This window comes from Vreelandella sp. 162(4c), assembly GCF_058152265.1.
This window is the reverse complement of the sequence record NZ_CM176981.1, coordinates 2,750,062-2,771,785: the sequence shown is the minus strand read 5'-3', so window position 1 is coordinate 2,771,785 and position 21,724 is coordinate 2,750,062. Positions and strand designations below refer to the sequence as shown.

The following is a 21,724-nucleotide window of genomic DNA, read 5'->3' as shown; positions in this document are numbered from 1 at the left end:
CTAAAAACACAAAAAATATAATTATACTGTAAAAAAGGAAAAAATAAATACAACCAAAGAAATAGGAGAAATGAAGAGTGAAAAAAACACATTGGCTTCTTAGAATTTTTCATAACTATCTTTCATTTATTATGGCTAGCCTTATTTTCATAATGATGATTGGCGGGTTAGTCGACATATCTTTTCGATATCTTATCAATAAGCCTATTCCAGGCATGTCTGAACTAATGGCTTTAGGACTTGGAATTCTTGTATATGGATCACTACCGCTCGTCACTGCCAATAACGAGCATATTACCGTGGACCTCATATCGTGGAATAAAAACCGATACGTGGCACCTGTCGTTAGCTTTTTAGTCAACGTTTTTAGCTCTTTGATGCTCTTCACTATTTCGTGGTCGATCGCCCAGGCTGCCATGGACTTTGCCTCTTATGGCGCTCGAAGCTCTTTTTTGGAAATAAACTTATCAATGATAGCATGGGTCATGAGTGCAATGGCGTTTATGTGCGGACTTATCTTTATTGCTAAATCCTTTCCTGGCAAATCCAGCAATCAAGATAAGGAGAAAACACCATGACAATCTCATTAATCGGCATTTCGCTGGTATTTGTCCTGTTATTGTTAGGCGTACCGATTGGCATTGGCATGGCCATCATTGGCACCGCTGGATTCGGCTATATCGTAGGGTTAGAGCCCACTTTGTCCATGTTGGGACAAATCACCTATGAAACGCCTGTTTCATATAGCCTGACCATCATTCCTCTGTTTATTCTCATGGGGAACTTCATCTCGAGAGCGGGTTTATCCCAAGGCCTATATGATGCTGCGTACTCCTTTTTAGGGCATTACCGAGGGGGGTTGGCACTGGCCACACTCGCGGCCTGTGGCTCCTTTAGTGCGGTCAGCGGGTCTAGTCTGGCCACCGCTGCCACAATGTCAAAAGTCGCGATGCCACAAATGAGAAGCTATAAATATTCAGATAGCTTGGCAACGGGTGTCATTGCCGCAGGCGGAACCCTGGGAATCCTGATACCCCCCAGTGTACTTTTGGTTCTATATGGAATAATGACCAACAATGACATTGGAAAACTATTTGTAGCAGGCATTATCCCAGGTGTAATTGCCCTGCTAATGTACGGTGCTGCCATCGCGTTCGTTACAGCACGCGATCCACAAGCAGGCCCGCGCGGTGAACGCTCAACGTGGGCAATGAGGCTATCAGCACTCAAGAAAACGTCGGGCATTGCGATTCTTTTCCTGGTCATTATCGGCGGGCTCTATATAGGTATTTTCACCCCCACCGAAGCCGCGGCTGTTGGTGCAGGGGGCGGGTTCTTTTTTGCTCTTGTGAAAGGGACACTAACGTTCACAACCCTTTTCGACGTGCTCGTTGAAACTGTCAAAATGACGGCGATGATATTTATCATCCTTATCGGAGCGTCTCTGTTTTCGAACTTCATCAACGTGGCCGGTCTTCCCAGGGCTCTGGTCGCCTGGACTGATAATATGAACCTTGCGCCCATTGCCATATTATTAGGCATATTGCTCATCTATATTATTCTGGGCTGCATGTTAGAAAGCATGTCCATGATGCTGCTTACCGTGCCGATCTTTTACCCTCTCATCGTGAGCCTTGGATTTGATCCCATTTGGTTCGGGATTATTGTCATTGTCGTTATTGAAATAAGCCTGATCACGCCTCCCGTTGGCCTTAACGTCTTTATAATGAAAGCCACACTGCCAGACGTATCCATAAAAACCATATTCAAAGGCGTCTTCCCCTTTGTCATTGCAGACTTATTTAGGCTGGCATTATTGGTAGCCTTACCTGGGCTGGTGTTATACCTCCCCTCCCTGATGTAGTAAACCATCACACAAAAGCAATAAAACCCAAGAGGTGAAAAATGAAAGTACAACTTACCGCCGCCGCCACATTGATATCTTCGGTTTTTTTCCCGATAGCAGCCAATGCAGAAGATGTCACATTGAGATTCAGTAACTGGCTTCCCCCGACTCACCTGCTTTCCACGGAAGTGATCGAACCCTGGGCTGAACAGATTGAAGAGGTCACGGAAGGTCGGGTGCACGTTCAAATTCTATCCGGCCTAGGCTCTCCAGAGTCACACTACAATTTGGTGAAAAATGGGGTTGCCGATTTAGCATTCAGCGTTGATGGGTATACATCGGATCGTTTTGTTCTTCCCTATGCGATGAGGCTACCTTTTTTAGCTGACGACTCTACCACTGCTTCGGTGGCTTACTGGCGGACCTATAAAGAGCTGCTAGAGCAGTACAACGAATTTGGTGACGTGAAAGTAATGGGTCTGTGGACGTTTGGACCAGGCAATATCCATACCACGGAACGAGAAATCACGTCACTCGAAGATTTTGAAAGCCTAAGAATCCGGGTATCTAGCGATATCGTAAAAGACATTGTCGAAACCCTGGGTGGGTCACCGATGTTTGCGCCCGCCAGCGAAGTATATGAATTGATTTCTCGAGGGGTCGTCGACGGTGCCTCCTTTAACTATGACTCGATAACGTCTTTTAGAATCGACGACAGCTTGAACTATGTTCTGGATATACCCGGCGGCCTTTATCGGGAAACACATTACATCATCATGAATCAACGTAAGTGGGATGCGTTAGAGCCTAGAGACCAAGAGGCAATCATGGAAGTCTCAGGAGAAGCTCTTGCCATACTCGCGGGCAATGCCTGGGATCGTAACGATGCGATCGCTAAAGAGAGACTGATAGAACAAGGTTATACGATCACCGTTCCCGACGAGGCATTTCTTCAAGAAATTGAAACAGAGCTCAGTGTCTTAGCGGAAGACTGGAAAGAGCGAGTGGCCCCGATGGGAGTCGATGGTCAGCTGGTCATTGACACATTTAAGGAGCATATCGAGCAAGCCGAGCAGGAACTCAACTAGTACCAAACGAGTTGTTTTTCTCCAGGGCTAGCCTCTGGAGAAACATTAAACTTAAAAGTGCGTGGAGCATTAAAACAGACCATGGATACCATTCATTCTTGTACATATGAGCTTCTGAGACGCCAAGGGATGACCACCATTTTTGGCAACCCTGGTTCGAACGAGCTGCCGTTCCTAAAAGATTTCCCGGCAGACTTCACTTACATTTTAGGCCTACATGAAGGCGTTGTTGTCGGCATCGCCGATGGCTATGCACAAGCCATGGGCAGCCCTGCATTTGTTAATCTACACTCCGCGGCGGGTACCGGTAATGCCATGGGAGCACTGGCTAATGCCTGGAACTCTCATACCCCCCTGGTCATCACCGCCGGTCAACAAACCCGCGAAATGATAGGAGTCGAAGCGTTATTAACGAACCGAGAAGCAACGCTGTTACCCAAACCATTGGTCAAATGGAGCTACGAACCCGCTAGCGCCAAGGAAGTTCCACACGCCGTCAGTCGCGCGATCCACATGTCCAAACTGGGTGCGCCAGGCCCAGTCTATCTCTCGATTCCTTACAGCGATTGGGACCAGCCAGCCGACCCCCAGTCTCATTGGCTTTACGATCGTGCGGTTGCGAACATGGGATTGCCAAACGCAGCAGCCTTCTCGCAACTTGTGGAATGTCTTGCAAATGCCAAGTCGCCAGCGCTGATTCTAGGCCCCGATGTCGATGCTGCTAACGCCAATCATCAAGCTGTTGCTCTGGCCGAAAAGTTAAAAGCGCCCGTTTGGGCGGCTCCATCGGCGCCCAGGTGCCCATTTCCTACCGACCACGCATGTTTCCAAGGGCTTCTGCCAGCAGGCATCGCTTCTATTGCTGAGCGGTTAGAAGGCCACGACGTGGTCCTCGTTATTGGCGCTCCTGTTTTCAGGTACCACCAATATGATCCCGGACATTATTTGCCTGATGGTGCCCGCCTGTTTCAGATCACTTGCGATAACGAAGAAGCGTCAAGAGCCCCCATGGGTAATGCCCTGGTGGGGGATGTCAAAATAGCGTTGGATCAACTGGTTGAGCGTGTCCCGGATAGCGAAAGGGCCATGCCCGAGCCACGGCATATTCCGCCTACCCTCTCCGACACCGTGGGGCCTCTGCCACCCGAGGCAGTCTTCGATATCATCAACGACGTTGCACCAGAAGGTGCTATTTACCTAAACGAGTCGACCTCCACGACACCACTGCTTTGGGAACGGCTTCAGATGTCCAGCCCCGGCAGCTATTACTTTGCGGCAGCGGGTGGATTAGGTTTTGCGATGGCGGCGGCGGTAGGCGTACAGATGGCGAAACCGGAGCGTCAAGTCATTGCCATGATTGGAGATGGTTCGGCCAATTATAGTATCAGCGCTCTTTGGACAGCCGCCCAATACAATATTCCCGTTATTTTTATCATTTTAAATAATGAAACCTATGGCGCACTCAGATGGTTTTCTAATGTTCTTGGCGTATCCAGTGTCCCTGGTATTGATATCCCGAACATTGACTTCTGTGATCTTGCGAAAGGGTATGGCGTGCAAGCCTTTAAAGCGACATCTTCCCAGGAATTTAGAGAGCATTTAAAAGCCAGCCTTGATATGAAATCTCCTGTGCTTATCGAGGTACACACAATACCTCCTGCCAATTAGGAGATAATGATGGCTCATACATCACCAATCAACGTCGAAGATTATCGACAGCTTGCGAAAAAACGCTTGCCACGCATGGTATTTGACTACCTGGACGGCGGAGCAGAAGACGAGAAGGGGCTTGAACATAACCGTACGGTATTTGATAACGTCCGATTAAAACCCCAACGCCTAGTTGATGTGAGTCAACGCTCCCTATCGACCAAGCTTTTTGGCAGTACCCTATCCATGCCCTTGATCATTGCACCGACAGGGCTAAATGGGGTGCTGTGGCCAAAAGGTGATATAGCGCTTGCCAAGTCCGCAGCAAAAGCAGGCATCCCCTTTGTGCTCTCCACGGCTTCAAATTCATCCATCGAGGAAGTCGCCAGTCAATGCGATGGAGAGTTATGGTTTCAACTTTACGTGGTGCACAGAACACTTGCCGAAAGCATGGTTGCCCGCGCGCTCAAGGCAGGTTACACCACGCTGGTGCTGACAACGGATGTCAGTGTCAATGGTTACCGAGAACGCGATATTAAAAATGGCTTTAAAATACCCTTTAATTATACGCCGCGTGTATTGCTGGATGGCATGAGGCACCCTCGATGGTCATTCGACGTCCTTAAGCATGGCATGCCGAGTTTAAAGAACTTTGAAACCTCGGCAGCCCAGGATATTGAGGTGCAAGCAGCATTAATGAGCCGTCAAATGGATGCCAGCTTTGACTGGGAAGCTTTAAAACGGCTGCGTGATATTTGGCCACACCGGCTCATTGTTAAAGGATTAACAGACGCCAGAGATGCACAAAAATGCTATCAGCTTGGTATTGACGGGGTCATTCTTTCCAATCACGGGGGAAGACAGCTGGATACCTGCGTATCCCCATTGGAAAGTCTCGGCGAAGTGACGGAGGCATGCCCCTTCCCGGTCTTGATCGATAGTGGTTTCAGGAGAGGCTCCGATGTGGTGAAAGCGCTAGCCATGGGCGCCAGTGCTGTCTTACTGGGCCGAGCTGCGCTCTATGGGCTGTCTGCCGCAGGCGAGGCCGGCGTTGATGACGTCTTGCGACTTATTAAAGAGGACATTGATCGGACGATGGCCCAAGTCGGCTGCGCTTCCATACACCATTTAACGAGAGACTTCATCAAAAGCGACAACGCTGGCCTTTCACCCTCTCTCCAAAAAATAGGAGCCTAGCATCATGGACACTTGCGATATCCGGATAACAGGAATGAACGTTAGAACCGTCAATGCCCCTTTGGAGTTTCCCGTTCATACGGCCGTCGGCACCGTTTCCACCTCTCCGCTCGTTCTGATTGATCTCCACACCAATGCGGGAATTGTGGGTCATGCCTACCTGTTCGCTTACACGCCGATGGCGCTGCCCGCCTTGGTGGACATTCTTAAAGAACTAGAGTCTTCTCTCGAAGGTCAACAACTGGAACCGTATACGATTGAAAGCAATCTGGAGAAAAAATTCCGCCTGATTGGCTATTCGGGCCTGATCAGAATGGCCTGTTCTGGCATCGACATGGCGGTATGGGACGCACTATCAAAAGCTCATGGCGTGCCTTTATCGACGCTGCTAGGGGGTAGCCCCAAACCCATCAAGGCCTATGATAGCCACAGCATGGACGGTGAAGCCTTAGCTGTAAAACGTGCGGCCCTGTCCGTTGAAGATGGCTTCAAAGCCATTAAAACGAAAATTGGCTATGCCTCGCTTGAGCAAGACATCACGGTTATTCGGCGCATTAAACAAGAAGTGGGTGACGATGCCGCCATCATGGTTGATTACAACCAAAGCCTCACCACAACCGAGGCCATTCGCCGTGGTTTGGCGCTGGATGCCGAAGGGATCTATTGGATAGAAGAACCCACCTTTCATTACAACTATAGCGCCCATGCCGATATCAGAACCAAAATAGCAACTCCCATCCAGATTGGCGAAAACTGGTTTGGCCCTGAAGAGATGTTTAAATCGTTAACGTCTGGAGCGTCTGATTTCGCCATGCCTGATGTAATGAAAATCGGGGGCGTTACTGGCTGGATCCGTGCAGCCGCCTTAGCCCAACAATTTAGCACGCCGGTTTCCAGTCATTTATTTCAGGAAATCAGTGCTCACTTGCTCTCCGTGACGCCGAACGCGCATTGGCTAGAACGGATGGACCTAGCGTCTTCCGTTGTGGAGCCCACTTTAACCTTTAAAGAGGGGTTTGCAATTCCCTCTGATCAACCTGGTATTGGTATTTCCTGGAAAGAAAGTGAAATAAAGAAACTCTCTTGATACGGCCCCAGCCCCATTCAACACGGGGCAGGCTGTCATAAAACCGGACGCATCGCAGTTACTGATCCACTTCTTTATCTAACTTAATGAATCACATCGCTATCGTATAATAATGGAGTAAAAAAGATGACTATGCCGACTCACCTTTGGGACGATCACCTTTATCTAGGTAAATGGCAGCCTTCGAACGGCCCTAAAACACCGGTCATTGAGCCCGCCACCGGCGACAAGCTCACGGAAGTGCAAACCGCCACAGCCGAAGACGTGGAGCGTGCGGCCAAAATCGCCAAGGATGCCCAACTATCATGGGCCGCTCTGCCCTTCGACCAGAAGGCAGGAATTCTGCGCCGCGCCGCTGCCCTGCTCAAAGAACGAGCCGAGGAAATTGGCTACTGGAATACGCGCGAGTGTGGTTCCGTTGGCCCTAAGGCTGAATGGGAACTGCACGCCACCTATGAACAGGCTCATATGGCCGCAGCGCTCCCCATGCAACCCAACGGGCAAATATTCCCATCCAGCATGCCAGGACGGCGCAATTACTGGAAGCGAGTACCCATTGGCACAGTGGGGGTTATCGCTCCCTGGAATTTCCCCATTCTGTTAGCCATGCGCTCCGTCTTTCCCGCCCTTGCCATGGGCAACTGCGTGATCTTAAAACCGGCCCCGATGAGCGCTATCTGCGGTGGAGCATTGATGGCCGAGGTTCTGGAAGCAGCTGGCTTGCCAGAAGGTGTGTTCCACGTACTCCCGGGCGGGCCCGATGTGGGTGAGGCATTGGTCCAACACCCTGATGTCGGCATGATCTCCTTTACCGGTTCTACCGCCGTGGGCGAGAAGATCGGCGAAACGTGTGGGCGTATGCTCAAAAAGTGTGCGTTGGAGCTTGGCGGCAACAACGCTATGGTGATTTTAGACGATGCCGATTTGGAGGCTGCCGCCTCTTCTGCAGCCTGGGGAGCTTTCCTTCACCAGGGCCAGATTTGTATGCAGGCGGGACGCCACTTAGTACACCGTTCAGTCGCAGATCGCTATTTGGAAAAACTCGCCGAACGGGCCAATCGTCTAGTCACAGGTAACCCTTGGACACACCAAGTACACCTCGGCCCATTGATTAATGAGACGCAAGCTAAGCGCGTCGAGGAGATCGTGAACCGCTCAGTAGCAATGGGCGCGAAGTTAGTCGCTGGCGGTAAGCGCGATGGCAACTTCTTTGAGGCCACGGTACTAAGCGGCGTGACGCCAGATATGCCTGCCTTTGGCGAGGAGATCTTTGGCCCGGTAGCCCCCGTTACACTTTTCGATAACGATGAGGAGGCTATCGCATTGGTCAATGCTTCCTCCTACGGGCTAGCCACCGCCATCCACTCGGCCTCTACAGAGCGGGCGCTGCGCATTGCTGATCAAATCAAGGTAGGCATGGTGCATGTCAATGATCAGACGGTAAACAATGAGTTTCAGGTGCCCTTTGGTGGCATGGGCCGCTCAGGTACTAGCGGTCGCTTCGGTGGTCCCGCCAATCTGGATGAGTTCACCACCACCCAGTGGGTCAGTGTTCTGGAGCAAGGGATCCAGTATCCCTTCTAACGCTAAAATGAAATAAGCATTTGCCGGAGGAATGCTCCTCCGGCATTTTTCTTATGTTATTCATAAAAAAGACCCATGCTGCCATAGCAGACACGGGCCAAGGAGGGTAACCATTAAATCGTAGATATTGCGGGGGATTAGCCGCTCTTGCTGGCCACCTCACGGGTAAACATAAACTCGAAGTCTTTGGTTTCGAAGATTGCCGAGACCACAACGCCTAATACCAGCGCCCAGAACGTAGCGCCAATGCCAAGGAGCTGAATACCGGATGCGGCAATTAGAAAAGCGAACAGTGCGCCTATTTCATGTTTTTTACCGGCAAAGGCGATGGCCATTGATGAGGTGATCACTCGCATCAATGCCAACCCAGCGATAATGGCGATAAAGTAGCCCGGCGTGGCTTCCAGCAGGCTCACTACATAACCATAGAAAGGTGCGGCGACAACAAAGATAGCACCGGCAATGACCGCTGCTACCCAACGCTTATCGTGAGTCCCCGCCTCTGGAGAGGCGCAGATACCGGTCATCGGTGCAGCAATGCAGGTGCTGTGGAGATTGAAAAAGGCCGACACCATTGTGCCTAGTCCGCCCACCGCAGTGATCGCATTAGCTGGCACTTCTTTGTGCCCCATCCCCTTCACCAAGCCGACACCCGCGGGGGTCTCCATGCCCACCAGGATGATGGCAAGGGGCAAGCCGTAGGTTAGGAAGGCACCCAACGTGAACTCTGGCACGATGAATTCAGGAAAGCGGATCGTCGCCTCGATACCGGACAGGTCAACACCGGTTGCCATCAAGTACACTATGCCCGCCAGCATTGCCACAATCAGAGGCGGAACCTTACGGAAAAGACGTGCAGAGATGAAGAAAGCCAGAATCATGATAGAGGCTGGCACGATAGCGCTCTCCAACGGCTTAATCATGTTGAGGCCAAAGCTAAGCAGCATGCCCGCCACCATACCCATCACAATCGGCATTGGGATTAACCGCATCACGATGCCCATTACGCCGGTCAAACCTGCCACCAGCGAGATCGCACCGGCAATCAAACTGGCGCCCAACGCCGCCTCCAGGCCCACTACGGGAATCACTGCAGCAAACATCAGCGCCCCAGGGATGGAGTTGGCCATTGGCAGCGGCAAGCGGTAGTACGCTGGCATGAAAAGCCCGAACAAACCATTGATCATCAGGTAGCTGATCACCCAGATCATGATGAAGGAGGAATCAAGGCCAGCTGACGTGCCAGCACTGATGTGAACGACCCCAACGCTGAGCCCTAAAATACCGGCGACTAAGCCCGTACTGGCATTATCGACATTGAGGTCGCGCAGGAAATCGCGGGGCGCGTGCCTTAGGCTGACGCCTTTCTCAATATGTTTCACGGTTTGCTCCAGGGGATTACTGTACTTAGAGTTATTGTTAATACTTGTTTAGAATTATCTTAGCTAATCTGCTAATAGCCCTGATCGCCACCGCCCACTGGCAGCACGCTGCCGGTGATGTAGCTCGCCTCATCGGAGGCCAGGAATAGAATCGGCGCGGCCATCTCGTCGAGCGTGCCGTAGCGTTTCATCAGGCAGCTCTGCTTGGTCTGGTCGATATGCGCCTGGAACCATGCGCGTTCGGTCTCGTTTCGTGGCTCGGGCGTGCCGCGGGAGATGCGGCGCGGTGGTGCTTCGGTGCCACCGATGGCAGCGGCCGCCACACGGACCCCAGCATCAGCGTATTCGAAGGCCAGCGACTCAGTCAGGGCATTGACACCTCCCTTGGCCGCCGAGTAAGGGATCCGGTGGATGCCCCGCGCCGCCACTGAAGAGACATTGACGATCACGCCGCTACCCTGCACTACCATGGTCGGCAGTACCGCGCGGCAGCACCAAAGCGTGGGCATTAAAGAGCGGTTAATCTCTGCGACAATTTGCGCTTCAGTAAACTCGGTAAACGGCTTAAAGTTAATCGCGCCGCCAACGTTGTTAATCAGAATATCGATACGGCCAAAGTGAGAGAGCGTCGCCTGCATCATTTGCTCGGCGCCTTCCCAGACCTCCAGATCCGCTTGCACCGCGATCACTTCACATCCCTGCTGGCTGATTCCAGCCACCACTTCATGGATATAATCAGCGCGGTCCACGAGGACTAATCGCGCACCTTCCGCAGCGGCGCGCTCGGCAACCCGCTGTCCAATTCCTTGGGCAGCCCCGGTGACCACCATGACTCGATCTTGAAAACGAGAAGCATCAAAACGTTGCTGGCTCATGCGCTCTCTCCCACTTGGTTGGGGGTGAACTTCTCATAGTGGAAGCTCTGCGGCTCAATGCCTTCAGCATCGAAGTACTTCAGCACGGCATCAACCATGGGGGGCGGGCCACACAGGTAAACATCCACATCGCCGTCATGCATTACCTCGGCGTCCATGTGATGCGTTACATACCCCTTACGCGCGTGATCGCTAGCCTCATCGACCACGACGGTGGCATAGGTGAAGCTAGGCAACTTTTCGGCGAAGGCATCTAACGCGTCGGTTTTGACCAGGTGATCATCTTTATTGGCGCCGTAAATCATATGGATCGGTGCGTCACAGCCCTTCTCGGCCAATTGCGCCAACATGGAGAGGAACGGAGCCAGCCCCGTGCCGCCAGCCAGCATCAGCACCGGACGTGTGACTTCGCGCAAGTAGAAGCTGCCCAGCGGGCCGGTCAGCGTGAGTTTTTCACCCGCTGCCGCACGCTCGGTCAAGTAGCCACTCATTACCCCGTTGGGAATGTTGCGGATCAAAAAAGTGGCGCGCTTATCGCCTGGCAGTGAGCTGAAGGAGTAGGAGCGGTGTACCTCGGTACCGGGTACGTCAATATGGATATATTGACCCGGTAAAAAGGTAAGCCCTTCCTCATCATCCAGCTCAACCGCTAGCTCAATGCTATCCTCGGAGAGCTGTTCGACGGCGGCTACCGTGCCCTCAACTTTGCCCACCTGCGTTTTACACAGCGTGGACGCCACCGGCACTTGGATAACGCAGTCCGAAGCAGGCACCATCTGGCAGGTAAGTACTTGGCCTTCTGCGGCTTCCTCATCGGAAAGCGCATCCTCCAGGTACTCGTCACCCATATCGAACGTGCCCTGTTCGCAGTGTCCTTTGCAGGTACCACATACGCCGTCAGAGCAGTCCATCGGTAAATTAACTTTTTGCCGATAAGCGGCGTCGAGAACGGTCTCCCCTTCTTTGCAGCCGATAAACCGGGTCACGCCGTCCTCAAAGTTGAGGGCAATGGTATAACTCATGATTAACTCTCCTCGCGCATCAAGTCACACGTGATAAACATCAATGACTTGATGGATATAGTCGTTATTTAACTGCACGACTTTTCTTGTGATTAACGGGGTCTCGCCCGACACGTCCAGGGTGTAAAAGCACGTGCCGAAGAAGCTGTCGGTCTTCTTGTAGCGGTGGCTGAGCGTGTGCCAGTTAAACCGTAGCTCCACCGTGTCGCCGTCTTGCGACAGGATTTCCAGGTTGGTCACCTGGTGGGTGGTGCGCGGTTCCGGCATGCTCGCCCCGCTGCGCTCGGTCTTGATCCGGTAAACGCGGTCTTCCAGCCCTTCGCGGTTGGGGTAGTAGATCAGCGAGATCTCGCTGTGCGGGTCGCGGGTGAGCTGGTCGTCGTCGTCCCAGGCGGGCATCCAGAACTCGGCGTCTTTGTGATATAGCGCGAGCCATTCATCCCACACGCGGTCGTCCAGTAGGCGGCCTTCGCGGTACAAAAAGGCTTGGATGTCGTGATAGCTAATGCTCATGTCACTGCTCTCCTCTTGTCAGACGCGGGTCGCTTAGGCGGACGCGGTGGCGATAAATTGGCTGCGCTCTTTGTCGATGGCGCGCAGCATTTCGTCGACCCAGTGCTTGTGGTGCAGCACGTAGAGGCCTTCGTCTTCCGGTGAGGCACCGCTGAGCAGGGGCTTCATGCCGATCGCTTGGGCGTCTTCATCGGCGCCCTCGATCCACTGCTTGGCCCCGCGGGAGAGGTCGTTCCATTCGGCCTGCGCGCCGTTGTAGCCTTCTTGGCAGGCGCGGAACTCTTCGAGGTCGTCGGGGGTGCCCATGCCGGAGACGTTGAAGAAGTCTTCGTACTGGCGGATGCGTATTTCACGATCCTCAGCGGCTTCGCCTTTGGGCGCGAAGCAGTAGATGGTGACTTCGGTTTTGTTGACGTCGATGGGGCGCAGCACGCGGATTTGCGTGGAGAACTGGTCCATCAGGTAGACGTTGGGGTACAGGCAGAGGTTGCGCGTCTGGTTGACGATGGAGTCGGCGCGGGCGTCGCCCAGCTGTTCTTGGATCCAGTCCTTATGTTGATAGACCGGACGCACTTCTGGGTTAAGCAGCCGGGTCCATAGCATCATGTGGCCGTTTTCATAGGAGTAGAAGCCGCCTTTGCTTTTCGACCAACCGTCGGCGTCGACCGCTTTGGTACCACCGGCGTCGTAGTTACGGCGTTCCATGGTGGAGGCGTAGTTCCAGTGCACGGAGCTGACGTGGTAGCCGTCGGCGCCGTTTTCGGCCTGCAGTTTCCAGTTGCCGTTATAGGTGTACGACGAGGTACCGCGCAGGATTTCCAGGCCTTCGGGGGCTTGGTCGACGATGTTGTCGATGACCTTGGTGGTTTCGCCCAGGTGTTGTTCGAGCGGTTGTACGTCGTCACTCAAGCTGCCGAACAGGAAGCCTTTGTAGTTTTCAAAGCGCGGTAGACGCTTGAGATTGTGGGAGCCATCCTGTTTGAACTGGTCAGGGTAGGCGCCGTTCTTCTCGTTTTTGGCTTTGAGCAGTTGGCCGTCGTTTTTGAACGTCCAGCCGTGGAACGGGCAGGTGAAGGTGCCTTTGTTGCCGCGCTTGCGGCGGCACAGCGTGGCGCCGCGGTGGGCGCAGGCGTTAATCAGGCCATGCAGCTCGCCCTGCTTATCGCGGGTGATAATCACCGGCTGGCGGCCCATGGTGACGGTCATGTAGTCACCTGGTTCAGCGACCTGGCTCTCGTGGGCCAGGAACAGCCAGTTGCCTTCGAAGATGTGCTTGAGCTCAAGTTCAAAGAAGGCGGGGTCGGTGAACATGCTGCGGTGGCAGCGGAAGATGCCATTGTCGGGGTCGTCTTGGACGGCGCCGCGCACGCGGGCTTCGAGCTGATCAAGCTGGGTGGTCATGATCTCTCTCCTCGTATTTATTATGTCGCGCTGTTATGTCTTGCTCAGGCGGGCCAAGGGGAGGGCCCGCCTTGCTCAAGGTATAGGGGTTAAACCTTGGCAGTACCGGCGAGCTGGCTGGCTAGATCCTGCTCGTCTTCCTTGGCGCGGGGACGGGCGTGACGCACTTGCAGCTCGGGGGCTTCGGTTTTAGCCAGTTCGACGTTAAACACGACGTGGGAGAACGGGCCGTCCAGGTCACGCTTGGCGATCTCGGCCGGGTCTTCGATCCGCTCGGCGGGGACGACCAGCTCTTCGCGGGTGGCAAAGGCAAAGTCATCAAAGGTGTAGGGGTCGCCCGCCAGGTTGATCTGGGTGGTCAGGTGCTGATGGCCGGGAGCGGAGACGAAGTAGTGAATATGCGCCGGGCGTTCGCCGTGACGGCCCAGTGACTTGAGCACCACATCGGTGGGGGCGCCTTCGGGTACGCCGTAGCCGGAGGGAATGATGCTGCGCGCGGTGTAACGGCCGTCGCTGTCTGCGTAGATCGTGCGGCGCATGTTGTACTCATCCTGGGAGGGATCAAAGAACGAGTAGCCGCCCTTGGAGTTGCAGTGCCAGATTTCAACCTTAGCGCCGGGGATCGGGGTACCTTCGACATCGCGCACCTGACCGGCCAGCCACATCACCTCGGCATCGGGATCACTGCCGTCGTCCATGCGGGCGAAGCCTTCCGCTTCCGGGGCACCGGCCACGTAGAGCGGGCCTTCGATGGTGCGCGGGGTGCCGCCGGTGCGCTTGGCTTCGGCATCGATGGCGTCCTGGCGCATATCAAGGAAGTGGTCAAAGCCGAGACCGGGCGAGAGCAATCCGAACTGGGTCTGGCTGCCCAGGGCATTGAGCAGGTTAACGCCCGCCCAGTACTCTTCCTCGGTGACATCAAAATCATCGATCAGCTTGAACAGGTCGCCCACAAGGCGGTGCACAATTTGCTTGGCGCGATCGTTGCCACCGGTCTGGTCAAAGCCCGCAACGGCTTTTAGGAAGTCTTGAACCTCGGGCGTGTCGAATATTTTTACAGTCATGGTGAAACCCTCTGTTTGTTATGGGGTGTTGTTGTAGTCATATGATCTGGCGTGTTACGTGGAGAGCTATCTATCGTCATCGCGCACTGAAGAGGGGTGACGACACAGCGGTTTGACGCTGATCTCCATATAGGGGAAGAGCGGCAGATTGCTGACCAGCTCTTGCAGCTCGGCGTTGTCTTCCACGTCAAAAATACTGACGTTCGAGTAGCTACCCGCCACCCGCCACAAATGGCGCCACTTACCCTGGCGCTGCAGGTCTTGGGAATACGCCTTTTCCGTTGCCTTGATCTTGGCTGCCTGCTCGGCAGGCATGTCGGGCGGCAACTTAACGGTCATCTCAACTTGAAACAGCATATGGCTCTCCTCTTTCATCGCGGGCGATCACAAGCGATGGCTTTATTTACTGCGGCTTTTACTTACGTGAGTAGTGCGCCAACTTATCTTCATCCAGGGTGATGCCGAGGCCAGCCCCTTGCGGTAACTCCACTCCAAACTCGGTGTAGTTGAGAGGGGTAACGACGATGTCGTCTTGCAAAAGCAGCGGGCCGAACATTTCCGTGCCCCAGGCCATTGCTGGCAGCGTTGCCCAGGCGTGTAGAGAGGCAGCCGTACCGATAGTGCCTTCCAGCAGGGTGCCGCCATATAAGCCAATGCCAGCCGCTTGGGCGACGTGAGCCAGCTCAAGTACCCCGTAAATACCGCCGGATTTGGCGATCTTTAGCGCAAAGGCACCACTGAAGCCGCCGCACACTAGATCAAGCCCGTCGCGGGCATCTTGCACGGCCTCGTCGGCGAGCATTGGCACATTGAAGCGGTTAGCCAAGCGAACTAAGCCGGCATGTTCACGAGCGCCAATGGGCTGCTCAATTAACTCGATGCCAGCATCCTGTAGCACCTGAATACCGCGAACGGCGGTGGATTCATCCCACGCCTGATTAACATCAACTCGCACGCTGGCCCGATCACCCAGCGCTTCCTTGATCGCCGCCACATGGCGCACGTCCTGATCCACCGGGTTAGCACCAATTTTTAACTTGAAGGCGCAGTGCTGACGCTGTTCTAAACGCAGCATGGCCTCATCAATATCTTTGGCGGTATCACCGCTGGCTAGCGTCCATAGCACGGGCAAGTGATCCTGACGTACGCCGCCCAGCAGCTCGGCGACGCTCAATCCCAAGCGTTTGCCCTGAGCATCCAACAGAGCCGTTTCTAATGCAGATTTGGCGATCATGTTACCGCGAGCATGACGGTTAAGCCGGGCACGCAACTGGTGGACATTGTTGGAGGGCTGGCCGACCAGCAAGGGGGCTAGATAAGTATCAATATTGCGCTTAATGCTCTCCGGGCTTTCCGGACCATAGGCCAGGCCACCAATCGTGGTGCCTTCGCCAAGCCCTTCGATACCGTCGGAGTGGCGCATGCGCACAATCACCATGGTTTGGCAGGCCATGGTGGTCATGGAGAGTTTGTGAGGGCGGATGGTCGGTAAGTCGACCAGCAGCGTCTCAATATGTTGGATGACGGTTGACATGCAGGCTCCAGCGTCTGGCAATCGTTGACTTGATGTCAGTTTGATTGCGCGAGGAAGAGGGAACCAATATTGTTTAGGTGCTTAGCCATACCGAGGAGGTATCAACACAGGGAGATGACTGCTTGTTTTTTTAGCGGGTAACTACCTTTATTTAACCACCCCGCCCTCTGCTCAGCTTCTCCAGCTCTACTCACATTCTGTAATTTTATATATTAATCAATAGCTTGTTAAATATGGTGGCGTTTTAACGGCGGTTTACCCATAAATGAGCGGTGTAATGATGGGTAAGGCATAGCAACACGGTGAGTACATAATATCTGCGACTAACTATTAAGGTGGCGGCATACTTGCCCCCACGCCACAGCCAGCTGGGTGGCTATCTCTTTTACGACAAAAGAATAAAACACATCATTGAGGCATGAGGCGTAAAGCAAAGGAAAGGAAAGGCAGCACGACGCTAGTCACACGATTTAGTCATACTGCCAACAATAAGAGGCGCTAATTCTCTTAAAACTCACTTACATCTGGCAATCAGCATCTGGTGACTCGAGTAGCTCATGCGCTACCGATAATACCTGGTGCCGACCATCGCGGATCTCACGCAGGTAGATATTTTGTATCGAGTGGTGGGACTTGGAGAATCGCAATGGCCCACGTGGGCTCTGCAGCTCAACGGCAGCGAGTGCGTCAATGAGTGCATCGCGGTCAGTGGTAGCACCTTCTACTGCATCAAGCGCTTGTATGAGCATGGCACCCGTGTCATACCCATGCACGGCATAGGCATCAGGCATCTCGCCGTAAGCCTCTTGATAAGCAGCTACGAAGCTCTGATTTTCTTCACTCTCCAGCGTTTCAGCGTAGTGTAGGGTCGTCAACACCCCCTCGCCCGCGCCCCCCAATGCTGCCAAATTACCTTCGGTCATAAAGCCAGAGCCCAACAGGGGAATATTTTCCTTAAGTCCGGCTGCAGCGTAGTCACGCACAAAGCTGACACCCCCTCCACCCGCGAAGAACGTATAAACCGCGTCGGGGTTGAGGCTGGCAATTTGCGTCAAATAACTTTGAAACTCAGTGCTGGGAAAAGGAACCAGAATTTGCTCAATAATCTCACCACCGGCTTCCGTAAACGCCTCCTCAAAAGCAGCAATATCCTCTTTACCACCGGCATAATCCCAGGTGATCGTTACCATCTCACGGTGACCGCGATCATAGGCTACTTTCCCCATGGGATAACTGTCCTGCCACATGTTATGCGAAGTACGAAAGACATTGGGCATGCAAAGTTCGTTCGTTGCCGCCCCCAAACCAGCATTGGGAATAATGGTAATAGCGCCGGTTTGCTTGGCAACGCGAAGCATCCCCATAGCCACACCTGAGTGGACAGGGCCAATAACAACGTCGACCTCGTCACTGTTAACTAATCGGCTCATATTCTGGGGGGCCTTGGAGGGATTGGCCTCGGAGTCAAGCTGGACATACTCGACTTCACGCCCTCCAAGCTGTCCACTATTCTGCTCAATAGCGAGTTTCAAACCATTGGTAATAGCCTCGCCCAGTGCCGTGTAGGTACCCGTATAGGGCAACATTAACCCCAGCTTTACAGGCTCGCCATCTTCAGCCATCGCAAGTTGCCCTGCCAGCAAAAAGCCTGCTCCAAGTAACGACGTCAGTGTTGTATTATTTGTTTTCATCGTTGCACTCTTTGTTGTAGTTCGTCTTTATAAAAGAAGTTATTGCTTTAAATGGGTAGCTTTTGGCTTACCCCCAGTTCTCGCTTGCTTCAAACTTCAAGCTATTTTTAGCGGCAATCACATCATCGTGCGGGTCATGATTCCAGAGCCACTCGAAGCGACTTTCAAGATTGTTAATTAGCTCGGCTTCATCGTCGCCGATGCCCTCTCCTGCATATTCGTAGACATCGCCCGCCTCATGGGAGGTACGCTGCACTTTGCAGGTACGGCTATGGCGTACTTGTTCAAAGGCAGACAACACAGTACTCACGTTGTTGCTACGGCAACTGGCATCCGCCAGCAGAGTCGCCAGCACATAGGCGTCCTCCAGCGCCTGACCGGCCCCCGCCCCCTGGTGAGGCACTAATGCATGGGCGGCGTCGCCAACGATCAGTACGCGGTCGCGTTGGTAGCGGGCAAGCTCAGGTAACTCATGCAGCGCCCAGCGCGTTGGCTCAGAAATGCATTCAAGAATGGCTTGGCAAGCCGGACTCCAACCTTCAAATACTTCTAGCATTTCCTCCTGGTTGACGGCTTGAACCCACTCTTCGCCTTCGGGCAGTTTAGGGTTCGGTATCGAACGATCCGTAATGAAGGCCACGACGTTAACGAGTTGGGACTGCTTAACCGGGAAGGTCAGAATATGGCGATCTTTGCCAAGATACATCTGAGGCACCAAGGCCAAGCGCCTCTCGCTGCCTTTAGCCTTTAGAGCAGCCTCTAGATCCCTGGTGGGAATCATGCCGCGATAAGCGTAAGTGCCACTCCAGAACGGAGTAATTTCACCGTACTGCTCCGGGGGTAGCACATGGGGGCGCACCGCCGACTTAATGCCGTCAAAGCCGATGATCACATCACCAGTAAAGTGAGTGCCATCATCGAAGCTGGCGGTGGCGCTGTCGGCGTCTTGCTTAACGTCTATACAGCGTTTGCCGAAGTGGGCGATACCCTCAGGCAGATTGGCAACAATCGCATCAAGAAAATCGGCACGATGCACCGAGGATTGGCCAACGCCAGGGGCTAAACTGGCGGTTAAGTAACCATCATCACTACCACGCCGCCATTCAAACCAAACATCCTCAAAGGGCGCTGGTGAGGAGTCGGCAATACGTTGATAAGCGTTTTCCAACCCCAATAGCTGAATGGCTTTTACCGCATTGGGGCCAAAGGAGACACCCGCACCAATCTCGGAGAACTGAGGAGCCGCTTCGAAAAGCTGAACATCAAGCTGGCTATCACGGGATAATGCAACGGCGAAGGCGACTCCTCCGATACCACCACCGATGATGCCAATCAAAAGACGTTTTGGCTGTGTATTTGCTACTGTGCTGTTAGCTACCATGATTTAACTCTGCTCAGGGGCTTATCGTTATATGTTGAGCGCTATGCTCTCCCCCTAACGCTATTCGGAAGCGTCAAATGCCACCACACAACTTCCTTCATTCAGACTATAAACGGCGCTAATGACAAGATGAATCAACCAGTTAAAAACCTCTCTGACGGCTACATTCGACTATTGTGGAATACATTGCGAGGCGCAAGGTGATGGAGAAACTTGCCAACATTGACCTGAATTTGCTGGTTGTTTTTGACTTGTTGTACCAAGAACAAAATACACAACGGGTGGCGCTGCGCTTGGGTATCACCCAGCCGGCGGTGAGCCATGCACTGAAACGTTTACGCCACTTGCTGGAGGACGAACTTTTCGAGCGCACGTCGCAAGGTCTGCAACCTACGCCCCGTGCCAGTCGACTTCACCCCGGCATTGCGGATGCGCTGGCACGAATGAACGACACGCTGAACCTATGCGACGATTTTAACCCCGCTAAGAGTGAGCGCACTTTCCATATCAACATGACCGATATCGGTGAAATAGTGTTTCTCCCGCGTCTGCTGCAACATCTCTCACACCACGCACCGGGGGTTTCACTCAACACCGTGCGCAGCCACCATAATGACCTAAAAAACGAGATGGAGGAGGGGGAGATAGATTTGGCCGTTGGCCTGATCCCGCAACTAGGAGCAGGCTTCTACCAGCAGCGACTGTTTGTACAACGCTACGTTTGCTTAATGCGCGAGCATCACCCGCTCGCTGCGGAGGAGTTTAGCCTTGAGGCGTTTCGCACAGCGCATCACGCTGTGGTGGTTGCCCGGGGAACCGGGCATGGCATTATCGAAGAGCAGCTTGCGCACGCTGGGGTTGTGCGCCCAGTTCGGTTAACACTGCCGCATTTCGCAGCGGTTCCCTATATCGTCAGCAGCAGCGATCTAGTGGTGACGGTTACCGATAAATTAGCCGAGGCAACGCGAACACGTTTCGGGTTAGCCATTCGTGAGCATCCCCTAACGTTCCCAGAAATCCCGATTAATCTTTTCTGGCACCGTCGCTTTCATCAAGACCCAGGCAACCGCTGGCTGCGTGGGCTGATGTTTTCTCTGTTCTCTGAATAGAGGTCATTAACGCCTAGGAGTTCGGCTTCGCCCACGCGGCGCGGGTGCTATGGGCTGCCGTTTTATTGGTAATTTTCCAGATGCCGTCGACCTTCACCAGGGCAATCACATCGACCCAGGAATCCGCCAGATTGTCGCTATTATCAAAGCCTAGCAGTACGCTGGCGACTTCTCCCGCCTGGGTGACGGCAATAAAGCGGCTCTTCACTTTACGGTGGCTAGCCGCCCAGCGCTCGAAACGGTCGCTGATCAAGTCAGTCGCCAACTTGCCACCAGCATCCACAGCAAAAATCCACGCATCCTTATGAAACGCCTCCTCCAGCTTTTCTCGACCGCCTTGAAAGCCATCCACATATAGCTGCACAACCCGTTTGATCTCATCGATCTCGGGTGCATCGCCCACAACAGTGATATTCGTCATCTTTTTACTCCTGCTTATTAATTGCTATTTTTGTACTGTTTATAACCCAAGCATCTCACGGGCCTGCTGCCACGTAGCCACGGGGCGCTGATATTTTTCGCATAAGGCGACGGTACGCGCGACCAGCGCGGCATTAGAGGGTGCCAGCGTTTTGCTATTCAGGCGAACGTTATCTTCAAGACCGGTACGGGTATGACCGCCAGCCGCAATCGACCACTCGTTAAGCAGGTATTGATTGGCGCCAATACCCGCACCGCACCACTGAGCCTCTGGCGCCAAGCGCTTGAGCGTCTCGATATAGAAATCAAACGTTGGCTTATCCGCTGGCATTGAATTCTTAACGCCCATCACAAACTGCACATAGAGCGGTGTCTTTAGCTTGCCTTGTTTGGAAAGCGCCACCGCTTGATGGATATGCGACAGATCAAACGCTTCAATTTCGGGCTTAATACCGTACTTGAGCATTTCCTCTGCAAGCCACTCCACCAACTGCGGCGGATTCTCGTAAACACGATTAGGGAAATTGTTGGACCCCACCGACAGGCTGGCCATATCAGGTTTCAATGGCAACATCCCGCCACGTGCCTCCCCTGCGCCGGAACGCCCGCCAGTTGAGAATTGAATGATCATACCAGGGCAATGCTTCTTGAGCCCTTCCATCAAACGACCAAACTTCTCGGGATCGGAGGAAGGTGTTTGATCATCGTTGCGCACGTGGCAGTGAGCAATGACAGCTCCTGCTTCGAACGCCGCCTGGGTGCTTTCAATCTGCTCATCCACCGTAATCGGCACGGCTGGATTGTTCTCTTTACGCGGCAGACTGCCGGTAATAGCGACGCAAATAATGCAGGGTTGAGACATAAACACCTCTCTCTGTTC

At 53.4% G+C, this 21,724-nt stretch carries 20 protein-coding genes; 8 read left to right on the top strand and 12 right to left on the bottom strand.

Going from position 1 to position 21,724, the window contains the following annotated elements; genetic code table 11:
- Positions 1-77 precede the first annotated feature (77 nt).
- The 7 genes from AC4EYZ_RS12760 to AC4EYZ_RS12730 all read left to right on the top strand — a co-directional run bounded on the left by AC4EYZ_RS12760 (position 78) and on the right by AC4EYZ_RS12730 (position 8,452).
- Positions 78-578: a TRAP transporter small permease gene (locus AC4EYZ_RS12760; RefSeq protein WP_474192053.1), complete on the top strand. Its 501-nt coding sequence runs from the start codon at positions 78-80 to the stop codon at positions 576-578.
- On the top strand, positions 575-1,864 hold the full coding sequence (locus tag AC4EYZ_RS12755; protein ID WP_035563468.1) for a TRAP transporter large permease: 1,290 nt from the start codon (positions 575-577) through the stop codon (positions 1,862-1,864). The genes AC4EYZ_RS12760 and AC4EYZ_RS12755 overlap by 4 nt, the downstream gene beginning before the upstream one ends.
- 41 nt (positions 1,865-1,905) lie before the next feature.
- On the top strand, positions 1,906-2,934 hold the full coding sequence (locus tag AC4EYZ_RS12750; protein ID WP_474192054.1) for a TRAP transporter substrate-binding protein: 1,029 nt from the start codon (positions 1,906-1,908) through the stop codon (positions 2,932-2,934).
- Positions 2,935-3,015: 81 nt separating this feature from the next.
- Entirely contained in the window at positions 3,016-4,602 is a 1,587-nt protein-coding gene (gene mdlC, locus AC4EYZ_RS12745) for a benzoylformate decarboxylase (RefSeq protein WP_474192055.1), read from the top strand.
- Positions 4,603-4,611: 9 nt separating this feature from the next.
- A complete protein-coding gene (locus AC4EYZ_RS12740) occupies positions 4,612-5,781 on the top strand; it encodes an alpha-hydroxy-acid oxidizing protein (RefSeq protein ID WP_179915078.1) in 1,170 nt (389 codons plus the stop codon).
- Positions 5,782-5,785: 4 nt separating this feature from the next.
- Positions 5,786-6,868, top strand: coding sequence for an enolase C-terminal domain-like protein (locus AC4EYZ_RS12735; RefSeq protein ID WP_474192056.1), 1,083 nt, complete (start codon positions 5,786-5,788; stop codon positions 6,866-6,868).
- 126 nt (positions 6,869-6,994) lie between these two features.
- Complete coding sequence (locus tag AC4EYZ_RS12730) at positions 6,995-8,452, top strand: benzaldehyde dehydrogenase (RefSeq protein ID WP_474192057.1); 1,458 nt, start codon at positions 6,995-6,997, stop codon at positions 8,450-8,452.
- Positions 8,453-8,589: 137 nt separating this feature from the next.
- Here the strand turns inward: AC4EYZ_RS12730 and AC4EYZ_RS12725 are convergent, their stop codons facing one another.
- The 10 genes from AC4EYZ_RS12725 to salA form a co-directional block, all read right to left on the bottom strand.
- Positions 8,590-9,834 (bottom strand): benzoate/H(+) symporter BenE family transporter, encoded by a 1,245-nt coding sequence (locus AC4EYZ_RS12725; protein WP_474192058.1) that lies wholly within the window; start codon positions 9,832-9,834, stop codon positions 8,590-8,592.
- 71 nt (positions 9,835-9,905) lie between these two features.
- The gene (benD, locus tag AC4EYZ_RS12720) at positions 9,906-10,709 is read right to left on the bottom strand and encodes a benzoate diol dehydrogenase BenD (protein ID WP_474192059.1); all 804 of its coding nucleotides are present in this window, start codon (positions 10,707-10,709) and stop codon (positions 9,906-9,908) included.
- Positions 10,706-11,731, bottom strand: a complete 1,026-nt coding sequence (benC, locus tag AC4EYZ_RS12715) for a benzoate 1,2-dioxygenase electron transfer component BenC (RefSeq protein WP_474192060.1) — start codon at positions 11,729-11,731, stop codon at positions 10,706-10,708. Before benC ends, benD begins: the two co-directional genes overlap by 4 nt.
- A 24-nt stretch (positions 11,732-11,755) precedes the next feature.
- Positions 11,756-12,244, bottom strand: coding sequence for a benzoate 1,2-dioxygenase small subunit (benB, locus tag AC4EYZ_RS12710; RefSeq protein ID WP_444675208.1), 489 nt, complete (start codon positions 12,242-12,244; stop codon positions 11,756-11,758).
- A gap of 33 nt (positions 12,245-12,277) precedes the next feature.
- Entirely contained in the window at positions 12,278-13,645 is a 1,368-nt protein-coding gene (locus AC4EYZ_RS12705) for a Rieske 2Fe-2S domain-containing protein (RefSeq protein ID WP_490203809.1), read from the bottom strand.
- A gap of 89 nt (positions 13,646-13,734) precedes the next feature.
- Positions 13,735-14,709, bottom strand: coding sequence for a catechol 1,2-dioxygenase (gene catA, locus AC4EYZ_RS12700; RefSeq protein WP_027958958.1), 975 nt, complete (start codon positions 14,707-14,709; stop codon positions 13,735-13,737).
- Between the two features lie 66 nt (positions 14,710-14,775).
- Positions 14,776-15,066, bottom strand: a complete 291-nt coding sequence (gene catC / locus AC4EYZ_RS12695; protein WP_027958957.1) for a muconolactone Delta-isomerase — start codon at positions 15,064-15,066, stop codon at positions 14,776-14,778.
- Positions 15,067-15,124: 58 nt separating this feature from the next.
- Positions 15,125-16,243: a muconate/chloromuconate family cycloisomerase gene (locus AC4EYZ_RS12690; RefSeq protein ID WP_027958956.1), complete on the bottom strand. Its 1,119-nt coding sequence runs from the start codon at positions 16,241-16,243 to the stop codon at positions 15,125-15,127.
- A 518-nt stretch (positions 16,244-16,761) separates the two neighbouring features.
- The gene (locus AC4EYZ_RS12685) at positions 16,762-17,934 is read right to left on the bottom strand and encodes an ABC transporter substrate-binding protein (protein ID WP_027958955.1); all 1,173 of its coding nucleotides are present in this window, start codon (positions 17,932-17,934) and stop codon (positions 16,762-16,764) included.
- A 67-nt stretch (positions 17,935-18,001) separates the two neighbouring features.
- Positions 18,002-19,315, bottom strand: a complete 1,314-nt coding sequence (salA, locus tag AC4EYZ_RS12680; RefSeq protein ID WP_490203808.1) for a salicylate 1-monooxygenase — start codon at positions 19,313-19,315, stop codon at positions 18,002-18,004.
- Positions 19,316-19,518: 203 nt separating this feature from the next.
- Between salA and AC4EYZ_RS12675 the strand changes: the two genes are divergently transcribed.
- Complete coding sequence (locus tag AC4EYZ_RS12675) at positions 19,519-20,424, top strand: LysR family transcriptional regulator (RefSeq protein ID WP_022521200.1); 906 nt, start codon at positions 19,519-19,521, stop codon at positions 20,422-20,424.
- 13 nt (positions 20,425-20,437) lie between these two features.
- Here AC4EYZ_RS12675 and AC4EYZ_RS12670 read toward each other — a convergent pair whose 3' ends face one another.
- Together AC4EYZ_RS12670 and AC4EYZ_RS12665 are read right to left on the bottom strand one after the other, a co-directional pair.
- Positions 20,438-20,845, bottom strand: a complete 408-nt coding sequence (locus AC4EYZ_RS12670) for a nuclear transport factor 2 family protein (protein WP_022521199.1) — start codon at positions 20,843-20,845, stop codon at positions 20,438-20,440.
- Between the two features lie 39 nt (positions 20,846-20,884).
- Positions 20,885-21,706, bottom strand: coding sequence for a 3-oxoadipate:acetyl-CoA acetyltransferase (locus AC4EYZ_RS12665; protein WP_022521198.1), 822 nt, complete (start codon positions 21,704-21,706; stop codon positions 20,885-20,887).
- Positions 21,707-21,724 lie beyond the last annotated feature (18 nt).

Bases quoted from the DNA above. Each gene is read 5' to 3' on its own strand.
- AC4EYZ_RS12755 (WP_035563468.1), top strand. From the start codon at position 575: ATGACAATCTCATTAATCGGCATTTCGCTGGTATTTGTCCTGTTATTG.
- AC4EYZ_RS12750 (WP_474192054.1), top strand. From the start codon at position 1,906: ATGAAAGTACAACTTACCGCCGCCGCCACATTGATATCTTCGGTTTTT.
- mdlC (WP_474192055.1), top strand. From the start codon at position 3,016: ATGGATACCATTCATTCTTGTACATATGAGCTTCTGAGACGCCAAGGG.
- AC4EYZ_RS12740 (WP_179915078.1), top strand. From the start codon at position 4,612: ATGGCTCATACATCACCAATCAACGTCGAAGATTATCGACAGCTTGCG.
- AC4EYZ_RS12735 (WP_474192056.1), top strand. From the start codon at position 5,786: ATGGACACTTGCGATATCCGGATAACAGGAATGAACGTTAGAACCGTC.
- AC4EYZ_RS12730 (WP_474192057.1), top strand. From the start codon at position 6,995: ATGACTATGCCGACTCACCTTTGGGACGATCACCTTTATCTAGGTAAA.
- benD (WP_474192059.1), bottom strand. From the start codon at position 10,709: ATGAGCCAGCAACGTTTTGATGCTTCTCGTTTTCAAGATCGAGTCATG.
- benC (WP_474192060.1), bottom strand. From the start codon at position 11,731: ATGAGTTATACCATTGCCCTCAACTTTGAGGACGGCGTGACCCGGTTT.
- benB (WP_444675208.1), bottom strand. From the start codon at position 12,244: ATGAGCATTAGCTATCACGACATCCAAGCCTTTTTGTACCGCGAAGGC.
- AC4EYZ_RS12705 (WP_490203809.1), bottom strand. From the start codon at position 13,645: ATGACCACCCAGCTTGATCAGCTCGAAGCCCGCGTGCGCGGCGCCGTC.
- catA (WP_027958958.1), bottom strand. From the start codon at position 14,709: ATGACTGTAAAAATATTCGACACGCCCGAGGTTCAAGACTTCCTAAAA.
- catC (WP_027958957.1), bottom strand. From the start codon at position 15,066: ATGCTGTTTCAAGTTGAGATGACCGTTAAGTTGCCGCCCGACATGCCT.
- AC4EYZ_RS12690 (WP_027958956.1), bottom strand. From the start codon at position 16,243: ATGTCAACCGTCATCCAACATATTGAGACGCTGCTGGTCGACTTACCG.
- AC4EYZ_RS12685 (WP_027958955.1), bottom strand. From the start codon at position 17,934: ATGAAAACAAATAATACAACACTGACGTCGTTACTTGGAGCAGGCTTT.
- salA (WP_490203808.1), bottom strand. From the start codon at position 19,315: ATGGTAGCTAACAGCACAGTAGCAAATACACAGCCAAAACGTCTTTTG.
- AC4EYZ_RS12675 (WP_022521200.1), top strand. From the start codon at position 19,519: ATGGAGAAACTTGCCAACATTGACCTGAATTTGCTGGTTGTTTTTGAC.
- AC4EYZ_RS12670 (WP_022521199.1), bottom strand. From the start codon at position 20,845: ATGACGAATATCACTGTTGTGGGCGATGCACCCGAGATCGATGAGATC.
- AC4EYZ_RS12665 (WP_022521198.1), bottom strand. From the start codon at position 21,706: ATGTCTCAACCCTGCATTATTTGCGTCGCTATTACCGGCAGTCTGCCG.